Here is a 20,842-nt window from a genome sequence, read left to right as displayed (position 1 = left end):
AGGTATAAATCAACACAAATCTGAAAGTGGTTTTTTCATACCGTTACTTATTATTTCATCGATGAGGGATTGGTTTTTAGGGGCTTTATTTAACAATTTTTTGATGATAAGACCTACTTAAAATGCCAGATGACAACATTTTATCTTGCGTTCACAACAATTTTACGATTTACAAATATTAGGATGCGGAATTTGCGTTATGTATAACTACATAGGCCAAGGTTGGATTACATTTTGGCTATGTCATGAAGTTTTACATAACTATGCGAAACCTACCAAGATTGTTCTTTGTTATCTTGCTTCTGGCAAGTTTATCTAGTTTTTCTACGAATATTGAATTTGTAGAGAAAACACCCGTTAACAATGGCGAAGCTTTTTTTCCGAATGAAGTTTCAGTCGATGCACCTCCAACGTTTTCTAATTGTCCGCCTTCTGATGTTGTCGTAACCTATACAACTGATGAATGTAGCGCTGTAGTTACGTGGACACCTCCCACTGCTTCTGCCGATGCGGTAAGCGTAACGAGCAATTATAGTCCTGGAGATTCTTTTCTGCCAGGAACTACTGCTGTAATATATAGGGCGGAAGATGCCGGAGGTAATATAGCTACTTGCTCCTTTAATGTAACTGTAGATGATAACCAAGGTCCCGTTTTTGATACTTTTCCTACTGATGTAACCTTAACTGCAGATCCTAATACCTGTACTGCCCCACATACATGGACAGAACCTACAGCTTCGGATAACTGTCCTCCTGGAGAAGGGGAAGCTCCTGTACTTCAAGATTTTGAGGCGGCTATTAATCAGTGTTATACGTTTGTTCGTTCATCCATTACTAATGGCGGCCAAATAAATGGTTCCCGTAATCTAGTTTCCACTGGAATATCTAGTAATACCTTTTTTGCAAGTTCAATGACAACGCCAGTTTTTTACTTCAATGGCTTTGGAGAAATTACTTTTTCTCATAGTATATCTGCAGTCACAAACTCTCCTTCTATTCATTTAGATGTATTGGATGAGGATGGAAATACGGTTACTACTGATTATTTTAGTAAGACTTACACGACAACAGGGGTTCAACAAGAAATTATTCCTTTTAACTTAATCGGAAATTATCAAATTAGGATAAGATATTCATCTTCCGCATTGTTCAATACAGGTATGGAAGCTTATCTAGATAATTTGTTGATTCCTGGAACCGTTGTTACGAATATTAATGATACGAGTTGTGAATTAGCGGATTATGTGATTTTTAGAACAGATGGAACCGGACTTGACAGCGGTGATCAGTTTGATATTGGTACTACTACTATTAGATATACTGTAAGAGATGCTTCTGGTAATTTTTCAGAAAGGTCTTTTAATATTACTGTAGAGAATGATGTAGACCCACCATCAGGTTCAACGGAATACATTTATTGCGAAGGGGATACACCTCCTGAAATGTCCGTAACCGTAGATGTTGCAGGCGGAGAAACAGCTAATTGGTATGACGGGAACGGAGATTTGGTAGCGAGTGGTGTTACGACCTACACAGCACCAGCTTCTGCTGATTTTTTTAGAAATTACACGGTGTATTCCCAAAATTCTAATGGGTGTACCAGTGAAGATTTTTTGTCAATTGACCTTTACCAAATACCACGACCTGCTCCACCAACGGCTGACAGCCCAATAGAATATTGCGTTGGGGAAACACCAACACCGTTAGTGGCAACGGCCCTTTCCGGCCATACCTTACAATGGTACACGGTAGCAACCGGAGGAAGCGCTAGTGGTTCGGCGCCTACGCCAAGTACGGCAGCTGCAGGAACAACCTCGTATTACGTGAGCCAAATAGATGATTCTACCACATGTGAAAGTGAACGAACACAAATAGATGTAATAGTTTATGCCATACCAACGGCACCCACGGTGAATTCACCAGTTGATTATTGTATCGGTGATGCTTCCGCACAATTAGATTCGCATGCAACAGGAACAAATTTAAGATGGTATGATGCGGCAACGGGTGGAAATGAAATTCCAGGAACGACTACTCCTGATACGTCAACAGCAGGACAACAATCCTTTTGGGTAACACAATCCACAGTAAATGGAAGTGCTACTTGTGAAGGGCCAAGAAGAAGGTTGAATATCAATGTGTATGATGCTCCTACGATAACCACTCAACCAACGAACGAAGCGATTTGTGAAGGCGGTACTGTTACTTTTAATGTAGCGGCGTCAGGGTCAGGTGTTATTCAATGGCAACTGTTTGATGGCTCTAATTGGAATGACCTAACAAATACGGCACCACATAGTGGAGTAACAACAAATACGCTTACCGTAACCAATGTAACCTTGGCTATGAGCGGCAACAGGTATCGTGCAATCGGGACGAGTCCTGCTGCGAGCTGTCCGGACGCAACTTCAAACGAAGCGGTCTTAACGGTTAACACGGCGCCACCTGTTCCTACGAGTGGAGGCGATCAAACGGAATGTGAAGAAGACCCGATACAAACCTTAACCGCTACGGCAACAGCACCATCTGGAGCAAGTATCATTTGGTATGATGCTGCCACAGGCGGGAATGTCGTTGCAAGCCCCACATTAAACGCAGTAGGAACAATAACCTATTATGCAGAAAGTAATGATACCGTAAACGGATGTCCAAGTGTAGGCAGAACTGCAGTAACCTTAACGATTCAACCTGCACCCGTAGCACCAACAAGTGGAGGCGATCAAACGGAATGCGAAGAAAACCCTATTCAAACTTTAACGGCTACGGCAACGGCACCTTCCGGATCAACTGTAGTGTGGTATGATGCTGCCTCTGGAGGTAACGTAGTCGCCAGTCCAGATTGGAGTTCGGTGGGTACTGAAATTTATTATGCTGAAAGTCAAGATGATATTACAGGTTGTCCTAGTTTAACACGAACAGCGGTTTCACTAACTATTCAACCTGCACCGGCCCCACCAACCAGTGGAGGCGACCAAACGGAATGTGAGCAAAATCCCATTCAGACTTTAACGGCAACAGCAACGGTACCATCAGGTTTTACATTGACTTGGTATGATGCGCCTACGGCGGGTAATGTTGTGGCTAGTCCGCAATGGAGTTCAGTTGGTTCGGTTACCTATTATGCTGAAAGTCAAAATAACAGTACGTCTTGTACTTCGCTATCAAGAACTGCAGTAACACTAACTATCGATCCTATTCCTGTTGCTCCAACAAGTGGAGGCGATCAAACGGAATGTGAAGCTAGTCCTACGCAAACTATGACCGCCACGGCTACTCCACCGGCAGGTGCAACGGTGGTTTGGTATACTACTGCTACAGGTGGTAGTGTAGTAGGAAGCCCAACATTGAATATGGTTGGAAACGTAACCTACTATGCAGAAAGCAGAACAATAAGTAGTGGTTGTGTAAGCGAAACAAGAACAGCGGTAACACTTACGATGCATCCCAATCCAACAATTGCGGTTACGCCTAGTTCGCAAACCTGTTCCGCAGACCTATCTACGTATTCAGTTTCTGTTGATGTGGATAGAGGTACGGTAACTTCAACCGAAGGAACGGTAACCGATAACGGTGGGAATAACTGGACGATTTCTGCAATACCTTCCGGAAATGATATAACGGTGACTGTTACGGATGCAAATTCGTGTACGGATGTTATCAGCATCAATGCGCCAAATTGTGCTTGCCCAACGGTAAATGCTCCAACCAGTGGAGGCGACCAAACGGAATGTGAACAAAATCCGATTCAGACTTTAACGGCAACAGCAACTGCCCCTGCAGGTGCAAGTGTGGTGTGGTACGATGCTGCTTCTAGTGGTAACGTAGTTGCCAGTCCTATATGGAATATGGTGGGTTCAACTACCTATTATGCCGAAAGTGTTGATGATGTAAATGGATGTACAAGTACAACAAGAACAGCTGTTAACCTAACGATTCAAGCGGCTCCTGCGGCACCATCAAGTGGAGGTGACCAAACGGAGTGTGAAGCAAATCCTATTCAAACCTTAACGGCTACTGCAACAAGTGCACCAGGAACTTCCGTGGTATGGTATGATGCGGCAACGGGTGGAAATGTCGTGGCAAGTCCAACAAGAAATACAGTAGGAACCAGTACATTCTATGCAGAAAGTCAAGATGATGGTACAAGCTGTGTCAGTCATACAAGAACAGCAGTAGTATTAACCATAGAACCAAACCCTGCTGCTCCAACTAGCGGAGGTGATCAAACAGAATGTGAGACCAATCCTATTCAAACGTTAACCGCAACAGCCACGGCACCTTCTGGGTCCAGTGTAGTTTGGTATACTGCCGCTACCGGCGGAACCGTAGTTGCGAGTCCCACTTTAAATACGGTAGGAACAGTTACGTACTTTGCGGAGAGTGAAAATAATTCAACATCATGTGTGAGTACGAGCAGAACAGCTGTGGTACTAACTATCCAAGATACACCTACCATTACGGAAAGTGCGGGTGGTGCCAGTTGTTCCGCTGACCTTTCAACTTATTCCGTATCGGTAGATGTGAGCAACGGAACCGTGACATCCACGGAAGGAACAGTTACGGATAACGGAGGTAACAACTGGACGATTTCCAACATCCCCGCAGGAAACGATATTACGGTAACCACAACGGCGGCCAATTCTTGTTCGGAATCTATAACGGTTACAGCGCCAGATTGTAATTGTCCGGTAGTAGATGCGCCAACAAGCGGAGGTGACCAAACGGAATGTGAACAAAATCCAATTCAAACTTTAACAGCTACCGCAACGCCGCCTGCAAATGCAACTGTGGTTTGGTACGATGCTCCAACCGGCGGAACCGTAGTTGCCAGTCCTACTTTAAATACGGTTGGCACGGTAACCTATTATGCGGAAAGCGTACAAAACGTAACCAATTGTGTGAGTGCTACGCGAACTGCTGTGATATTGACAATAAATGAAACGCCAAATGCCCCAATAAGTGGCGGTGACCAAACGGAATGTGAGGCTACACCTATTCAAACTTTAACCGCTACGGCAACCGCTCCAGCAGGTTCAAGTGTGGTGTGGTATGATGCCGCGACCGGCGGAAATATTATTGCTAGTCCAACTTTAAATTCAGTTGGGACGGTAACCTATTATGCGGAAAGTAGTGATAATAGTACTTCTTGCCCTAGTTTCACTAGAACACCGGTGAGCTTAACCATTCAAGATACACCCGATATCACGGTTGCAACAGCGGCAAGCTGTGCACCGGACTTATTGACCTATTCGGTTTCCGTTGATGTCAGTGAAGGTACGGTAACTTCAACCGAAGGCACGGTAGTAGATAATGGAGGAAACAATTGGACCATCTCGGGTATTACTTCCGGTAACGATATTACATTGACGGTTACGGCCCCAAATGCATGTATACGAACTTTAGATATTACAGCTCCGGACTGTAGTTGTCCGGTGGTTGCAGCTCCAACCAGTGGAGGTGATCAAACGGAATGTGAGCAAAATCCTATCCAAACATTGACCGCTATGGCAACATCACCTGCAGATGCAACTGTAGTATGGTATGATGCACCAACAGGTGGAAATGTAATTGCGGACCCATCTTTGAGTACCACAGGATCGGCAACCTATTATGCGGAGAGTCGAGATAACGTAACCAACTGTGTGAGTAGCACTAGAACGGCGGTGGTCTTAACCATTGATGCGGCACCAAGTGCGCCAACCAGTGGAGGTGATCAAACGGAATGTGAGCAAAACCCAATTCAAACTTTAACGGCTACGGCAACAGCACCAGCAGGTTCAACTGTAGTTTGGTATGATGCACCTACAGGTGGAAATGTCGTTGCTAGCCCAACCCGCAATACTGTCGGGACAATAACATATTATGCGCAGAGCGAAAACAGCACAACTTCATGTACGAGTTTAACAAGAACAGCCGTTTCGCTTACCATTCAACCCGCGCCAGCTCCACCAACCAGTGGAGGTGATCAAACCGAATGTGAGACCAGCCCTATTCAAACTTTGACCGCTACGGCAACTGCGCCTGCGGGTGCAAGTGTGGTATGGTACGATGCCGCAACGGGCGGAAACGTAGTTGCCAGTCCAACATTGAACATGGTAGGTTCTGTAACCTACTTTGCGGAGAGTGAAAATAATTCAACTTCTTGTGCCAGTTTTACCAGAACACCGGTGAGCTTAACCATTCAAGATACACCGGATATTACAGTAGCTACTGCCGCAACTTGTGCACCGGACTTATTGACCTATTCGGTTTCCGTTGATGTGAGCGAAGGAACGGTAACTTCTACGGAAGGCACGGTAGTGGATAATGGTGGAAATAACTGGACAATTTCAGGAGTTACTGCCGGTAATAATATTACGCTAACGGTTACGGCACCAAATACCTGTACGCAAACATTAGCGGTTACGGCACCAGATTGTAGTTGTCCGGTTGTGGATGCACCAACTAGTGGAGGTGACCAAACGGAATGTGAACAAAATCCGATTCAAACATTGACTGCTACGGCTACGCCTCCTGCCGATGCCACTGTTGTTTGGTACGATGCACCAACAGGCGGAAGTGTTGTTGCCGACCCCTCTTTATCTATTGTGGGAACAGTTATTTTCTATGCGGAAAGTGTAGAGAATGTGACCAACTGTATCAGTAGCACCAGAACAGCTGTTTCTTTGAGCATTGAAGCAACTCCGGCCGACCCGATTAGTGGTGGTGATCAGGTTGAATGTGATGCCAGCCCAACACAGACATTGACCGCTACGGCAACTGCGCCTGCAGGATCAACTATAGTTTGGTACAATGCCCCAACTGGTGGTACTGTTGTAGCCAACCCAATTCTTGATGCAGTGGGTAATGTAACCTATTATGCGGAAAGCAGTGACGATACTTCGGCGTGTACAAGTTTCAATAGAACAGCGGTTTCCTTAACGATTCATCCATTGCCAAATGTAGTGGCAAATGCGACTACCACGACTATAAACGCAGGGGAACCAGTTACTTTGACAGGCTCCGGAGCGACTTCCTATATGTGGGATAATGGTGTAACCGATGGTGATACAGTCTATCCGCTAGTAACGACCACATATACCGTAATCGGTACCGATGGAAATACTTGTGAAAATACCGATAGCGTTACGATTACCGTGAATGCAACTTCCGATATTCGAATTGAAAAAATCGTTGATGATGCTGCGCCTAATGTGGGCGATACGGTAATATTTACCTTAACGGCTTATAATGATGGTCCTAGTGATGATAGTGGTGGAACGGTTATAAATGATGTACTTCCTGCGGGATACACGTATACAGTTGATACTGGTGGCGCTGGAAATGGAACCTATGATGCGGTTTCGGGAGACTGGACATTACCCACATTGACCAACGGAAATTCAGTTACTATTGCTATTTCTGCAACGGTGAATGCCCCAACAGCTACACCTAACGAATATTATAATATTGCGCAGGTGACTTCGGCTACGAATTTCGATTCTGATTCTACTCCGAATAATGATGATGGTGACCAAAGTGAAGATGACGAAGCTTCTGCTGAGGTTGTTCCACAAGTGGCGGATCTAGAGGTAACGAATACCATTTCTCAGCCTAGCGGAAATCCTGGTGATACGGTGATATTGACGGTAACCGTTCAAAACAATGGTCCGGACGATGCTACGAACGTATCCCTAGAAAATATAGTTCCGGTTGGTTTTACCGTTTCTACGATAAACGATGCGGGTACGCAAAGTGGAAATACCATCACCTGGTCAGGGTTGACTATTCCAAATGGAACAACAACGACATTGACTTACGAAGCGACGGTAAATAATCCAACGAACGTAGTAGATGAATATTTAAATACGGTTCAGGTGACAACTGTTGATCAATATGATCCAGATTCTGCCCCTAATAATGACGATGGTGATCAGAGTGAAGATGATGAGGATGCTGTTTCCATGCGTTTACAATCTTCGGATTTGGAAATTGTGAATACAGTTAACCCGGACTCCGGTAACCCTGGTGATACGTTAACTTTTTCAATTGAGATTATCAATAACAGCACCGATGATGCTACGGGCATTGCACTCGAAAACTACGTGCCTTCCGGATTTACGGTAACGACCATTAACGATGGAGGAACCCAAACTGGAAATACCATCAGCTGGAACGGACTTACGGTACCTGGTGGTACGAGCCAAACGTTGACTTTTGAAGTGACTATCAATGTGCCTACGAATACCGATGGCGAATATTTCAACTCGGTACAAATTACGGCAGTTGATCAGTTGGATCCGGATTCAAGTCCTAATAATGATGATGGCGATCAAAGTGAAGATGATGAAGACAATGCAGAAATTGTTTTGATTCCTGCAGATCTGAGCCTATCTAAAAACTTGAGCGCAGCATCAAATCCAACACCAAATGCAGGCGATACGGTCACTTTTGAAGTGACGGTAACAAATAACGGTCCTGGTATTGCAACTAATGTTTCGGTAGAGGATATACTGCCAATTGGCTATACGTTGGGTACGGTAAACAATGGCGGTGTGGTTTCAGGTAATACCATTACTTGGTCAATCGCTACAGTAGCTGTCGGAAGTCAAACCTTGAGTTATGAGGTAACCCTGAACGCCCCTACAAATGCTATTGGCGAATATGACAATATCGCTCAAATTACCGCAATGGACCAGTTTGATCCAGATTCAACGCCGAATAATGACGATGGCGATCAGAGTGAAGACGATGAGGTATTGCACATCATAAATGCGCCAAGTGTAGATTTAGAAATCAGTAAAATGGTAGATAAGTCACAGACCTTTCACGGCGATACGGTAGTGTTTAGGGTAATTGTGGGCAACAATGATGCTTACGAGGCTACGAACATCGGTATTGAAGATGTCTTGCCTTCCGGTTATGAGTTGGTAAGCCATACGGCGGATTATGGTGCGTATAACGAAACCACATCCACTTGGGAAATTCCTTCGTTGCCTGTTGATACCGAGGCTAACTTAGAAATGACTGTAACAGTAACCGATGTTGATGATTATACCAATGTTGCCGAACTGATTTACGTAGATCAAATCGATTTAAATATGGATAACGATAGGGCAGAGGCTACGCCAGAAGTAACCCAATCTAGCTGTCTTACGGTGTACAATGAATTTTCACCAAACGGTGATGGTGCCAACGATATTTTCTACATCGAATGTATAGAGCAGTACCCGGACAACGTGTTAACGGTTTATAACCGATGGGGCACCATGGTCTTTACCACGATCGGTTATGACAATACATGGGACGGGAGGTCATTGGACAGGGCTAAATTAGATTCTTCGGATCAGCTTCCTGTAGGAACGTATTATTACACCTTGGAGCTTGGTGACGGTACAACATCACCAAAATCAGGATGGTTATATATCAGTAGATAAAAAGACAAAATGAAAGTAAATCATTTATTTAAAATATGCATTTGCCTGTGGTTCTTTACGGATTGCGTTTGGGGTCAGCAAGATCCTCAGTATACGCAATACCAATACAATCCGCTTAGTGTAAATGCTGGTTATGCAGGTTCAAGGGGCCACTTGACGTTATTGACCTTGTACAGATCACAATGGGCAGGCATAGAAGGTGCGCCCAAAACGATTACCTTCGGAATGGATACCCCTGTTGGGAAGTTTGATGGACTGGGCCTTTCTTTGATTCAAGATGAATTGGGACCCGCTACAGAAACTTATGTTGATGGTAACTACGCGCACCAATTGGTAATCAACCGAAAGGGAGACCGACTCGGATTAGGACTCAAAGCAGGGGTGCGGGTTTTTAATTTGGACTTTTCGCGTGGTATAAGAAGAGATCAAGATGATGTACAGTTCAATGAAAATATAAAAGGAAAGTTGTTTCCGTCCATCGGTGTCGGTGCGTTCTATTATAGTGAAAAAGCCTATTTTGGTTTTTCGGTACCGAATCTTTTTCCATCGGAGCATTATGATAACGAAATTGAGCAGACCACTGATGAAGAGATTCATTTTAATTTCATTGGGGGCTATGTGATGGATTTGAACGATCAAATAAAATTTAAGCCTTCTTTCTTTGTGAAACAGGTAATAGGAGCTCCGGTTTCGGTAGATGTATCTGCGAATTTTATGTTCTATGAGAAATTCACTTTAGGAATCAACTATAGGTGGGACGACTCTTTGGCAGGTGTTTTCGGATTGCAGATTTCACCGCAATTCAATATCGGTTACGCCTATGATTATTCCACAAGTGGTTTGGGTAATTACAACACCGGTACACATGAGATATTCTTGCGTTACCAATGGATTTCTCGATTAAACCGATTAAAGTCACCTCGTTTCTTCTAACACTATAATAAGATGATAACTGCCCGATTTTGTGGCTTCTTGTTTTTCAAAAACAATAAAATCGGCACAAAGTATATTATTTTAGATGATGTAATTAGATGATAAGCCTTAACCGGTTACACGCTCCGTTTATCGATTTTCTGCCTGTGTGCACTTATTTAGCGAGAACTTTGTAGAAAATTATGTAGTATGAAAGCATTGTATACAAAGTTGATACGTGGCGTTGCAAATGAAGATATTTTAGCGGGTGTAGTATGTATGGTTATCTCATTAACCGTTTTTTTTATTACTCGGGTATTGAATCATGAGGTGCCGTTGTAAATCTATTTTCTTGATACGGTTACCAGTTTCACTCCACACCAACGGAAACTAAGAAACACAATAATAGAAACAACGCTTTTACAGACTTGAAAAACAATCTCAAAAATTAAGCGAAAAATTACGGTGTTGCCATTGATGCTTAGCTGAACAAAATAGGTTTTTTACTTCTTAAGTATTTTAAAGATCCTGTTATTTATGATTTCTGATAAGTTCCAATTGTACAATTCAGAATCAGTGGTGCTGTAAAAAGCAATAACTACGGCATCACTGTCTTTGTCATATGCTGCAAAACTCTGGTATCCCGGAATCCAACCCCCATGTTCATACTCATAAATGGAAGCATATATCTCCTGCTCTTCAGGCTTGAAGAATGAACCATCGTTCAACGCCCTTAAGAAAATACCCAAATCTTCTCCTGTGGTCAGCATACCGTGTTCGCTTCCGTCTTCTTTTAAATCAAGAGGGTGTCCAACGTGATATCCGCTCATTACATTATCCAAATTCACTTCCTTTAGGGAATTGTAGGTGTGGGTAAGATTTAGTGGCACTAAAACTTCTTCTTTAAGAAATTGAAAATTAGCATAACCTAGCTCATTGTCCATAATTTTATTGAGCAAAAGATAATTGGTGTTGCAATATTCATAGTCCTCGCCAGGTTCAAAATTGGCAGGCTTGTCCAAAATCAAGGCTAGACTTTCGTCAAAAGTTTCTGTTGGGGCGGACCAAAAATTAGGCGCGTCCGTAAAATTGGGTATACCGCTTCTGTGTTGTACCATTAAGCGCAGCGTAATCTTGTCGGCATTTTCTATTCTTCCCCTCAGGTCCGGTAAATAATCCGCAATGGTTTTATCCAGGGAAAGACGCCCATTGTGTACCAATTTAGTAAGTACTACAACATTATAAAGTTTGCTAATGCTTGCAATCTTAAAGAGCGCTTTAGGTTTTGCTGGTATTTTAGTATCTCGGTTATGCCAACCAGAAGCGTAGTAGCCAGGTGGTTGACCGGCTTTATCAACGTAAACGACCACTCCGTCAAATCCATGGTCAACAGCTTCGTCTAATTGTTCTTGAACTGAATCGGGTAAAGGAAGTATCCATGCCTTGACCAAAAGCCACGGAACAAAGAATAAGGAAACTATGGTGCCTACGAGTAGTACGATCTGCAGGATGCGTTTTGATTTTTTCTTGGTCATAATAGGTTGGTCGGTTCAACATGTACATATGAACCTTTTGGTTGTTGCTAGTTGTGTTTTATGGGGGAGTTATTGGTCTCTGTTTGATCGGCCTAACTAATTGATCTATTTCATGAAACAAAAAACCTTTTAAAGATACGAAGTACATTTATTTTATGCAGACCCTAAGTGCAACTAAATATTGGCGCTTTTGCCTTTTTATATGTCCATAGGAGGATTTGTATTTAGTCTAAAAACAATCGTAGGACATTTCATCTTTATAGATTCAGCAAAGACTACGCAATTTATCTGCTTTAGTAAGTCCTACAAAAAAAGTAACAATCTTCTAACATTAGGTCAAAACGTTAGAGGGTAGTTAATGTATTGCTAAAGGTCTCTTAACAATGCCGGTCTTCAAATAAAATAGTTTTGCGCCAGAAAAGAACCTATAAACCTAGATTCTGAAATTTCGAGCAATCTAAATAATTCAACACTTTAATTTATGTATTCAAAAATCCGATTTTCAAAAATCGTCTGTGCTTCGGTATGGTTCGTAACATGGGCGGGGTTCAGTGCCGGTCCTTCCGATTCATTTGCTACTAATGGCAAGGAAAGTACGGTGTTTACAACCAACCGTAGTTTAAAGCCCGTACAACAAACTATTTCCGGTGTAGTTACAGACGAAACTGGCACACCGTTACCGGGTGCGACCGTACTTGAAAAAGGTACTACCAACGGAACAACCACAGATTTTGATGGTAACTATACCATCAACGCTTCGGAAAATGCCGTGCTTGTTGTTTCTTATTTAGGATATTCAACAAAAGAAGTATCCGTAAACGGTCAATCCAATTTAAACGTACAACTTGATCCAGATGCTACACAATTAGAAGATGTGGTGGTAGTAGGTTACGGTACGCAAAAGCGATCGGATATTACAGGTGCCATCGCTTCCGTAAAAAGTGAAGATTTTAACCAAGGTGTAGTTGCCAACCCAGGCGAACTTTTACAAGGTAAAATGGCAGGTGTAAACATCGCCGCCACAAGTGGAGAGCCCGGTGCTTCTCAAAATGTTATTATTAGGGGTATTGGTAGTTTACGATCAGGTACGCAGCCACTTTATGTTGTGGATGGGTTCTTACTGGATAATTCCTCTACAGGTGTTGCCACCAACCCATTGAACTTTTTGAACCCCAACGATATTGAAAGTATCGATGTTTTAAAGGATGCCAGTGCCACTGCGGTTTATGGTTCTAGAGCTTCGAACGGGGTTGTGGTAATTACGACCAAAAGGGGAAAATCCGGGAAAACCGAAATGAACTTTTCTGTGTCTTCGGCTATGGCTTCTATGGCAAATACAATAGATGTTTTTGGTGCCGATGATTTTAGAAGAGAGGTGGTTGCCGCTGGTGGAACGCTTGAAGATTTTGGAGCGAATACCGATTGGCAGGACGAATTGACCCAAACCGGACTTTCGCAAAACGTGAACTTTTCAATGAGCGGAGCCACAAGTGAGAAGTTTTCGTACTTCGCATCTGCAGGGTACCAAGATCAAGAAGGTATTTTGAAAAACAGTGATTTAAAAAGATACTCGGGTAAACTGAACATGAACCAAAAAGCATTTGGTGGTCGGTTAAACGTAGATTATAATATTACGGCTTCCCATACCGAAAACTTGAGGCCGGATATCAATTCTACCATTAGCGATATGTTGAGTTTAAACCCAACCATTGCTCCGTACACCAACGGTGAACCCACCTTGTTGAACACTAACGCTTTGAATCCGGTGGCGCGTTATGACCTTTATAGCGATACATCCGTCAACAACCGTATTTTAGCAGGTATTTCTCCATCTGTAACTCTAGTAGATGGCTTTGTGTACAAACTGAACCTTGGCGTTGATTACTCCGCTACGAACAGAGATAGACAATATAGACCATTTCCATCGGTTGTGAACGAGTCGAATGTTTCGGACGGTTCACTGGAAAGTGAAATCAGTACCAATACCAATCAACTCGTTGAAAATACACTTACCTACACTTGGGAAAAAGGTGTGCACAACCTCATTGTTTTAGCGGGGCATTCGTACCAGAAGTTCGAAGATGAAACTAGAATATTTTCATACAGAGGTTTTGCGAACAACAACATCGAACCGAAATACCAAGATCAGACGAGTACGGATGAATATCCTACCTCAGTAAGTTCTGCGGCTGAAAAAAATGAATTGCAATCGTATTTCGGAAGGTTAAACTATACCTATGACGATAGGTATTTGGCTACGGCTACTTTCCGTGCGGATGGTTCTTCAAAATTTGGAGTGAACAATAAATACGGATACTTCCCATCGTTTGCTTTGGGTTGGAACATCAGTAATGAAGCTTTTATGGCAGACTCGATGTTCGATAATTTAAAATTACGTGCCAGCTGGGGTAAAACGGGTAACCAAGAAATTCCTTCAAAAATTACTAAAGCTAGTTTTGCAGAAGATAGATTGGTGACTGGTGGCGAGAGTTTAAGCACCTATCCAATCGATACCGATGCCACTTCTATAGATGGGTATCCATACGGAATTGTATTTACACGTTTGGCAAATCCGGATTTACAATGGGAAGTTTCTACTCAAATAGATTTGGGTATCGATTTTGCACTTTTCAATTACCGATTGACCGGCACCTTGGATTACTTCAATAAAAAGTCTACTAATATTCTGTTGGAAGTTGTTCCTGCAGACCCAGTGGAACCTACATCTACGTATTGGAGTAATATTGAGGATATGGAAATCCACAACTCAGGTATAGAGTTTGGCTTGGATTACAACAGTGATGCTACACGAGATTTCTCGTATAACATTGGGGGTAACATAACCTATATTCAAAATGAGGTGAAAGATTCACCATACTCGGTTTTGACAACAGGTGCCGCTCAAGGTTCCGGTCAAACGGATGCTACCATTAACGGCTACATCAACAATGAATCTATTGGAGCTTTCTACATGTTAACATTTGATGGTATTGGAGAAGATGGTCTAAATAAGTTTAAGGATATCAATGGAGACGGAGAAGTTTTAGATGATGACCGTAGCGTTGTAGGTAGTGCTATTCCTGATTTGATCTATGCTTTTTACATGAACTTTAAGTACAAAGAGCTAGACCTTGGTTTGAATTTCAACGGGGTTTCCGGTAACGAGATTTATAACCATACCACTATGACCCTTTTTAGCAAGGCACAATTGTCTAGATCCAACAACAGTACGGATTTTGCTACGGAGTTTCCAAGTGAGTCTCCTAATAACTCTAATACGGTCTCTACACGTTACTTGGAGGATGGTTCCTTCTTACGATTGAACAATGCCACTTTGGGCTACAATCTTAATCCGGATAAAATCGGATTTGGAAATGCCGTACAGAATATACGCTTTTCGGTAACCGGTCAAAACCTTTTTGTAATTACTGATTATTCAGGGTTTGATCCAGAAGTAAACACAGGTACAACGGATGGGGGAATTCAAACTTTCGGAATCGACCGTTTTACATATCCAAGAGCAAGAACGTTCATGGTAGGTCTTAACGTAACGTTCTAAAAGGAAAACAAACGATAGCTTTTATATCACTTAGAAAAACAAAATAAAATGAAAAATAGAATAGTTTATAGAATATGGCCGGTAGCTATAATGGTGCTCGCATTTCTTAGCTGTACGGATTTAGAAGAAGAGATTCTTGATGAGTCGTTGACCGGAACCGGTGAGGCCGAAGTGGTTAGTGGATCCATCGCTCCAGTATACGGTATGCTTAGAAACGTATGGCTGCACACCGTTAATTTTGGACTGCAAGAAGTAGCTTCGGATGAAGGTATTCTCCCATATCGTGGTGGAACGGATTGGTTTGACGGCGGTAAATTTATTGCGGTCCACCAACACCTTATGACGCCCGGTAACGGTTTGGTATCCGATGCTTGGACGAATATTACTTTGACCATTTCCAGAGCGGTTTTAGCAGAAGAAAGGTTACGTCCGGAAGCGGAGGCCGGTGATGCCGAAGCACAAGCGGCCTTGTACGAAATGATCGCCATGAAAGCGTATTTAAATATGCTTACTTTGGATAACTGGGGTCTCGTTTTTAAGAAAACCAGTTCAGATGAAATCTCTGAAATTTTAAGAGGGCAAGATGCTATCGATTATGTAGAAGGTGAACTTTTATCCGTTGTTGATGTTATCAGTACGGAAAAAGGCCCAGGCCGTTTGAATAAAGATGCGGTTAGTGCTTTATTGGCACGTTTGTATTTGAATGCTGCCGTTTATCGTGACCCTTACGGAACACCAAATTTCACCACTGAGGATATGGATAAGGTTATTGAGTATACGAGCGATATCATTTCCGGACCGTATGCGTTATCCGCTGAATATTTTGAATTGTTCAATGACGATAACAACACCAATCCTGAGCTTATTTTTGCGCTGGATCAAAGAGGGGTTTTACAAACGGAGCATAGCCGTTGGGCCTACTGGTCAATGTCCGGTGACCAGATTCCAAGACCTGAATTCCCAAGTACGCGTGGAACGGATGCGGTAGCGGCTACTTCTGATTTTTATCAGACTTGGGTAGATGCTTACGGCTCTGTTGATCCTGCGGATGCGGATGCGCGTTTTTCTCAAACGAATACCATCATTCCAGAGGAGCTTCAAGATTTAACGGGAGTGAATCCTACTAACGATTCGGAACACTATTACTGTGTGGAAGCACAAGATTTTGAAGTAGACCGTGGTATTATCCGTGGTATTATTTGGGGACCTAGAAAAGATGAAGGCGGTAATGTTTTAACTTGTGATGACGGTACGGTAAGAATTTACCCGGTTATCAACAAAAGAAGTAGTGGTGCGGACATTCGTTATGTAGATCATAATCTAGAAGTTGATTTTTCTGATGAAGGTAGTTTGCACAACACAGGTTACCGTTTCTCAAAATACCAGTTCAGTCACACCGCACCAAACTGTTGTACGAACAGTAGCGTAGACTTGGTTTTGATCCGTTTGGGTGAGATTTATTTGATGCGTGCCGAAGCGAAATTGAGAAATGGCGATAATGCAGGTGCATTGGCGGATATCAATACTTTAAGAACGTCAAGAACTGCGCGCCCAGAGCAAATTCCACAGCCGTTGGATGCCATTGATTTGGATATCTTGTTCCGTGAAACCGGATTTGAATTGTATTGGGAAGGTTTCAGAAGAAACTACCAAATACGTTTCGGTAAATATGAAGACAGCTGGACGGGTAAGACCGATACCGATGTAAACAAAAGGTTGTTCCCTATTCCTCAAAAAGCAATGGATGGAGCTTCAAGTGAGCAGGGCTTTTTGGTGCAGAATCCTGGCTATTAATTCCTTTTAAAGGAATAAAGAAGATGCGGCAAGAAATAAACTTTCTTGCCGCTTTTTTTCACACTAAATTCAAGGTCTAAAAAATAATTTAAAGAGAACACATCTTAATCCAATCTATATGAAAACTATGTACCTTCTAATCTCATTGGTATTGACGGCATTTTTCGTCAATACAACATTGCCGGAACAAAAAGAGAACCTTAAGATGACGGATATTCAGGTCATCGGTAGCCACAACAGCTATAAGGTGGCCATTGAAAAACCGTTGTTTGAATATTTGTTGCAAAAGAACCCTGCTTTAAGTGGATTGGAGTATGAGCATATATCTCTTTCGGAACAGTTGGAGTTAGGTCTGCGCAGTTTGGAACTGGATGTTTTTCATGATCCGGAAGGTGGGTATTATTCCAACCCAAAAGGATTGGAAATTGTGAAAGCTGCGGGTGCCGAACCCATGCCTTTTGATGAGGAGCAAAAGCTACAAACACCGGGTTTAAAAGTTTTTCATGTACAGGAGATTGACTTTAGAAGCCATCAATTGGTGTTTAAGGAGGCTTTAAAGGAGCTAAAATCATGGTCCGATGCCAACGAAGGGCATAACCCAATTATCATCACTATCAATACAAAAGACAGTGAAATACCGGATACGAGAAAACCATTGCCGTTTGATGCGGAAGCTCTAAAAAATCTGAATGCGGAAATCTTAGCGGTTTTTTCCCAGGAACGTTTGGTAACCCCTGATTTGGTACGAGGTGATTTTGATACGTTAGAGGAAGCGGTTTTGGAACAAGGTTGGCCGCAATTGAACAAAGTACAGAATCGGTTTTTATTTGTTTTGGATGAAGGTGGAAAAAAAATGGAAACCTATTTGTCCAGTTACTCCAATTTAAAGGGCGCTGCTTTGTTCGTCAATCAAGAAGAAGGAAACCCAACTGCCGCTTTCCGGATTCTAAACGACCCAATTGAGAGTTTTGAACAAATTAAAAAATTGGTGAGTTTGGGGTATATGGTGCGCACGCGGGCAGATGCCAACACTCAGGAAGCTAGGGATAATGATTACAATCGGTTTGAAAAAGCAAAAGCATCGGGGGCACAGATAATCACTACGGATTATTACTTGCCCAGCACGCTTTTTAAGTCCGATTTTAAAGTTAGTTTTGAAAACAACAGTTACGAAAGAATCCGAGAGTAAAAAGAATGTTTAGAAAAGTAATGCCCTACCTGTTGGTTTTCGCTTTGTGCGGATGCAAAACAGAGCCGTCTCAAAAGGAAAACCCACAGAAAGAAATTAAGGTCGCTTTTATGGCGGATATCCATTTTGCCGATGTCTATCCCAACCTAGACGACAGCGATTTTAAAGGCATTTACGATAGTGTGCAAAACCGAAGTTCGTTACTAAGAACTATGAATGCACAACTGCATTCTACGCGACTTTTCAATGAGAACTATTTTGCCTTTTTTGCCGCTTTGGACGATGCGGTGGCCAAAGGAATAAAAACCATTGCTTTGCCCGGGGATTTTAGTGATGATGGTCAGCCATTGCATATTAAAGGGCTAAGAAAAATATTGGACCGTTACGCTGGTGAACATGATATAGAATTCTTTCTCATTAACGGAAATCACGACCCCACCACTCCTTTTGGTGATGAAGGCGGGAAGTCCGATTTTTTAGGGGCGAACGGAAAAGCCCAGCCACTCATGAGCGAGGTGGGAAAATATAGGGCGAACGAGGAATATCAAAACCCCACCCAAGTGGTTACCGATTTAAAAGAATGGGGCTATGCAGATATGGTGCAAGAGCTGCGTAATCATGGTTTTTTTCCAAAAGAGAACTATCTTTTTTGGTCCACTCCGTTTTCTGAATATTCGGTTGAAGAGTATACTTTTGAAAAAGCAAAAACAGCTTCCGATTTAGCGCGTAGAAATTACCGTTTAGAGACGTCTGAGGTCCTTTTGCCAGATGTGAGTTATGTGGTGGAGCCAGTAGACGGACTTTGGTTATTGGCTTTGGACGCCAATGTATACCTGCCCAAAGAAGATGGAGGTTTTAGCGGTGCCGGTATTGGTTACAACGAAGTATTGACGCACAAAAAACATCTTATCCGTTGGACGGAAAACGTGGTCAAAGAAGCAAACCGACTGGGAAAAACCCTTATTGCCTATAGTCATTATCCCATGGTGGATTTTAACGACGGTGCTTCCAAAGACATTGCGGCCTTGTTTGGTGAAAAGGCCTTTCAAGCACACCGCATTCCGTCGGATTTAGTAGGGGAGACCTTTGCCGATATTGGCCTAAAAGTCCATGTAGGCGGTCATATGCATTTGAACGATACAGGGGTGTTCACCACTAAAAAAGGAAATACGTTGGTAAATATTCAGAGTCCGTCTTTGGCGGCCTACGTGCCCGCGTATAAAATTATAACCATCAAGAACCCGACTCAAATGGAGGTGGAAACCGTGGTTCTGGATGAGGTAAAAGGGTACGATACTTTCTTTGGTGCGTATGAAAGGGAACATGATTTTCTAGCTTCTCATTTTGACGATGAGGTATGGGAAAAGGATATCCTTTCCACGGCATCGTATTTAGACTATACCAAAACGCACTTGCAAGAATTGGTACGCTTACGATTCTTACCTAGCGATTGGCCGGAAGAACTCGTTCAGCAGTTGCTCAACCATAATGGTTGGGAGCTTTTGACCGCTTCAAATTCCGAAGAAAAAATTAAGGCTGAGCTTCAAAAAGAAGAATTGACCATAGAAGATTTCTCATCTTGGCAAGGAATGGACCTTATTGTTGACTTTTACAAGTTTAAAAACGGAGATGAACTCGCCAAACGAGATATGGATTCCCAACGTTTAAAAGGGTACCGGTTTGTATTGAAAAAGTGGTCTGAGCACACTGAAAACACAGCCCTAAAACAATTCGCCGTCATCTTCAAAAAACAGATGGAAGGAGAGCCTGCCGTTAATTTTAGTATCGATTTAAAAACAGGGGGACTGTTGCGGAACTGACTTTTATTTGAGCATCTTAAAAGCGGGTATGAATTTGGCCTTTTTCGATTGTGATACGCGTATGGCATTTACCACGATAATAACAAGGTTATAAAGGTATAACAGTCCTAGAGGCATGTAAAAGAATAGCATTGTTATAGGTGATATGCGCTGGAGTATCCCGCTAAAAATTGCAGAAACGGTCAAGAATATATACAGGAAAAATAGGAGCGTCCAGGTGATTTCAAAATTGAGGATGGATTTTCCCAATTCATTTGCATGTTTTATTTTATCTTTTTTGAGCACCCAAAATATAAGGGGAAGAATGATTCCTAAGATTGGAAAAAATAGAAATCCAACGGCCGAAACCGTCATCAAAATCAAATAGCCTTTGTCTTCCTGTATTTTCCAATCTATGATATCATCAGGAGTGGTGTTCAGAGCGATTGCTAATCTTTTTAGGGAATCGCCTCTTGGTTCGGTTTCATTGTTTTCAATTCTTTGTACAGTTCTTAAACTTAGTCCTGATTTTTCGGCTAATTCCTCTTGGGTCATACCCTGTTGACTTCGCATTTCTTTTACCCTTGTTGCTAAACTTTCGTCCTTCATTTTTTTATGATTTTGTTTGGTGTAAAAGT

At 42.4% G+C, this 20,842-nt stretch carries 8 protein-coding genes; 6 read left to right on the top strand and 2 right to left on the bottom strand.

The annotated features are described in order from the left end of the window. Window positions 1-245 precede the first annotated feature (245 nt). Together P0077_RS03765 and P0077_RS03760 are read left to right on the top strand one after the other, a co-directional pair. A complete protein-coding gene (locus tag P0077_RS03765) occupies window positions 246-9,416 on the top strand; it encodes an Ig-like domain-containing protein (RefSeq protein ID WP_276167829.1) in 9,171 nt (3,056 codons plus the stop codon). Between the two features lie 9 nt (window positions 9,417-9,425). After that, window positions 9,426-10,349, top strand: coding sequence for a PorP/SprF family type IX secretion system membrane protein (locus P0077_RS03760; RefSeq protein WP_276167828.1), 924 nt, complete (start codon window positions 9,426-9,428; stop codon window positions 10,347-10,349). A 482-nt stretch (window positions 10,350-10,831) separates the two neighbouring features. Here P0077_RS03760 and P0077_RS03755 read toward each other — a convergent pair whose 3' ends face one another. After that, complete coding sequence (locus tag P0077_RS03755) at window positions 10,832-11,863, bottom strand: serine hydrolase domain-containing protein (RefSeq protein ID WP_276167827.1); 1,032 nt, start codon at window positions 11,861-11,863, stop codon at window positions 10,832-10,834. Between the two features lie 481 nt (window positions 11,864-12,344). Here P0077_RS03755 and P0077_RS03750 point away from each other — a divergent pair, with 481 nt between their 5' ends. The 4 genes from P0077_RS03750 to P0077_RS03735 all read left to right on the top strand — a co-directional run bounded on the left by P0077_RS03750 (window position 12,345) and on the right by P0077_RS03735 (window position 20,225). Continuing rightward, window positions 12,345-15,422, top strand: a complete 3,078-nt coding sequence (locus P0077_RS03750) for a SusC/RagA family TonB-linked outer membrane protein (RefSeq protein WP_276167826.1) — start codon at window positions 12,345-12,347, stop codon at window positions 15,420-15,422. 48 nt (window positions 15,423-15,470) lie between these two features. Further along, window positions 15,471-17,216, top strand: coding sequence for a RagB/SusD family nutrient uptake outer membrane protein (locus P0077_RS03745; RefSeq protein WP_276167825.1), 1,746 nt, complete (start codon window positions 15,471-15,473; stop codon window positions 17,214-17,216). Between the two features lie 118 nt (window positions 17,217-17,334). After that, window positions 17,335-18,405, top strand: a complete 1,071-nt coding sequence (locus P0077_RS03740; protein WP_276167824.1) for a phosphatidylinositol-specific phospholipase C1-like protein — start codon at window positions 17,335-17,337, stop codon at window positions 18,403-18,405. Between the two features lie 5 nt (window positions 18,406-18,410). After that, window positions 18,411-20,225: a metallophosphoesterase family protein gene (locus P0077_RS03735; RefSeq protein WP_276167823.1), complete on the top strand. Its 1,815-nt coding sequence runs from the start codon at window positions 18,411-18,413 to the stop codon at window positions 20,223-20,225. A gap of 3 nt (window positions 20,226-20,228) precedes the next feature. Here P0077_RS03735 and P0077_RS03730 read toward each other — a convergent pair whose 3' ends face one another. Further along, window positions 20,229-20,813 (bottom strand): helix-turn-helix domain-containing protein, encoded by a 585-nt coding sequence (locus P0077_RS03730; RefSeq protein WP_276167822.1) that lies wholly within the window; start codon window positions 20,811-20,813, stop codon window positions 20,229-20,231. Between the last annotated feature and the right edge of the window lie 29 nt (window positions 20,814-20,842).

The sequence above is a fragment of the Zobellia alginiliquefaciens genome, assembly GCF_029323795.1.
Taxonomy (GTDB): domain Bacteria; phylum Bacteroidota; class Bacteroidia; order Flavobacteriales; family Flavobacteriaceae; genus Zobellia; species Zobellia alginiliquefaciens.
The sequence above is the reverse complement of the archived record's forward strand: the minus strand, read 5'-3'. Positions and strand labels throughout refer to the sequence as shown.

Excerpts from the sequence above, each read along its gene's own strand:
- P0077_RS03765 (WP_276167829.1), top strand. The coding sequence starts at position 246 with ATGAAGTTTTACATAACTATGCGAAACCTACCAAGATTGTTCTTTGTT.
- P0077_RS03760 (WP_276167828.1), top strand. The coding sequence starts at position 9,426 with ATGAAAGTAAATCATTTATTTAAAATATGCATTTGCCTGTGGTTCTTT.
- P0077_RS03755 (WP_276167827.1), bottom strand. The coding sequence starts at position 11,863 with ATGACCAAGAAAAAATCAAAACGCATCCTGCAGATCGTACTACTCGTA.
- P0077_RS03750 (WP_276167826.1), top strand. The coding sequence starts at position 12,345 with ATGTATTCAAAAATCCGATTTTCAAAAATCGTCTGTGCTTCGGTATGG.
- P0077_RS03745 (WP_276167825.1), top strand. The coding sequence starts at position 15,471 with ATGAAAAATAGAATAGTTTATAGAATATGGCCGGTAGCTATAATGGTG.
- P0077_RS03740 (WP_276167824.1), top strand. The coding sequence starts at position 17,335 with ATGAAAACTATGTACCTTCTAATCTCATTGGTATTGACGGCATTTTTC.
- P0077_RS03735 (WP_276167823.1), top strand. The coding sequence starts at position 18,411 with ATGTTTAGAAAAGTAATGCCCTACCTGTTGGTTTTCGCTTTGTGCGGA.
- P0077_RS03730 (WP_276167822.1), bottom strand. The coding sequence starts at position 20,813 with ATGAAGGACGAAAGTTTAGCAACAAGGGTAAAAGAAATGCGAAGTCAA.